The organism is Acidisphaera rubrifaciens HS-AP3, from assembly GCF_000964365.1.
Classification (GTDB): domain Bacteria; phylum Pseudomonadota; class Alphaproteobacteria; order Acetobacterales; family Acetobacteraceae; genus Acidisphaera; species Acidisphaera rubrifaciens.
This window is the reverse complement of the sequence record NZ_BANB01000272.1, coordinates 1-1,849: the sequence shown is the minus strand read 5'-3', so window position 1 is coordinate 1,849 and position 1,849 is coordinate 1. Positions and strand designations below refer to the sequence as shown.

Annotated in this window: 2 protein-coding genes; both read left to right on the top strand. The window is 71.3% G+C overall.

All coding sequences use genetic code 11. The annotated features are described in order from the left end of the window. The first annotated feature begins 36 nt into the window (after nucleotides 1-36). Nucleotides 37-381 carry a hypothetical protein gene (locus tag B8460_RS09155; protein WP_048861289.1) on the top strand — a complete coding sequence of 115 codons (345 nt, stop codon included), beginning with the start codon at nucleotides 37-39 and terminating at the stop codon, nucleotides 379-381. Nucleotides 382-384: 3 nt separating this feature from the next. Then, on the top strand, nucleotides 385-1,849 hold a 1,465-nt coding region (carB, locus tag B8460_RS09150; protein ID WP_048861288.1), incomplete at its 3' end, for a carbamoyl-phosphate synthase large subunit.

Genomic DNA, 1,849 nt, shown 5'->3' with positions numbered 1-1,849 from the left:
GGCGGCTGCATGCCCTGCGCGTGGAGGGCCGGCCCCGTGGCTGAGCCGCTGACCGAGCCGCGCGTCCTGCTGCTGGCCCTCGACACCGCCGCCCCCACGCTCGACGTGGCCGCGCTGGCGGGCGTCCTCGCGGCCGACCGGCGCATCGCCGCGTGGTGGAACCACCTGCCGGGCGTGTTCCTGCTGGCGACGCGCGTCCCGCCCTCGGACATCGCCGACCTCGTGCGCGCGACCGCCGGCGGGGCGGGCTTCCTCGTCACCGAAATCGACCTCGCCCGCACCGATGGCTGGCTGACCGACACCGCCTGGCACTGGATCGGCCGCCACGCCGCCGCGCCGCGCGCGATCCCCGCACCCCCCGCCCCCTCCGACCCGGACTGACCCATGCCCAAGCGCACCGACATACGCTCCATCCTCATCATCGGCGCCGGCCCGATCGTGATCGGCCAGGCCTGCGAGTTCGACTATTCCGGCGCGCAGGCGTGCAAGGCGCTGCGCGCCGAGGGCTACCGCGTCATCCTCGTCAACTCGAACCCGGCGACGATCATGACCGATCCCGGGCTCGCGGACGCGACCTATATCGAGCCGATCACGCCGGAGGTGGTCGAACGCATCATCGCGCAGGAAAAACCCGACGCGGTGCTGCCGACGATGGGCGGGCAGACCGCGCTGAATACCGCGATGAAGCTCGCGGCGAACGGCGCCCTCGCCCGCCACGGCGTCGAGCTGATCGGCGCGAAGGCCGAGGTGATCGACCGCGCCGAGGACCGGCTGAAGTTCCGTGACGCGATGGCCGCGATCGGCATCGAAAGCCCGAAGAGCCACATCGCGCACACCATGGACGAGGCGCGCGCGGCGCTGGCCGATGTCGGGCTGCCGGCGGTGATCCGCCCGTCCTTCACCCTCGGCGGCACCGGCGGCGGCATCGCCTATAACCGCGAGGAGTTCGAGCAGATCGTCGCCTCCGGCCTCGATGCCTCGCCTACGACCGAGGTGCTGGTCGAGGAAAGCGTGCTCGGCTGGAAGGAGTACGAGATGGAGGTGGTCCGCGACAGCGCGGACAATTGCATCATCGTCTGCGCGATCGAGAACGTGGACCCGATGGGCATCCATACCGGCGATTCCGTCACCGTCGCCCCGGCGCTCACGCTGACCGACAAGGAATATCAACGCATGCGCGACGCCTCGATCGCGTGTCTGCGCGCGATCGGCGTCGATACCGGCGGGTCGAACGTGCAGTTCGCGATCAACCCGGCCGACGGGCGCATGGTGGTGATCGAGATGAACCCGCGCGTCTCGCGCTCCTCGGCCCTCGCGTCGAAGGCGACGGGCTTTCCGATCGCCAAGGTCGCGGCGAAGCTCGCGGTGGGCTACACGCTCGACGAGCTGGCCAACGACATCACCCGCGTCACGCCGGCGAGCTTCGAGCCGACCATCGACTATGTCGTGGTCAAGATCCCCCGCTTCACCTTCGAGAAGTTCCCCGGCACGCCGGCGCTGCTGACCACCAGCATGAAGTCGGTGGGCGAGGCGATGTCGATCGGCCGCAGCTTCGCCGAGGCGCTGCAGAAGGGGCTGCGCAGCATGGAGACGGGGCTGTCCGGCCTCGATCCGGTGGAGCCGCCGGGCGACGGCGGCGCCGACGCCTATCGCGCCGCCCTGTCGCAGCCCAAGCCCGACCGGCTGCTGATGGCGGCACAGGCGCTGCGCGACGGGCTGTCGGTCGAGGACGTGTGCGCCGCCGCGCGCTTCGACCCGTGGTTCGTCCGCCAGCTGGCACAGATCGTGGACGCCGAACGCGCCGTCGCGCGCGACGGGCTGCCGCAGGAGGCGACGGCGTTGCGCCGGC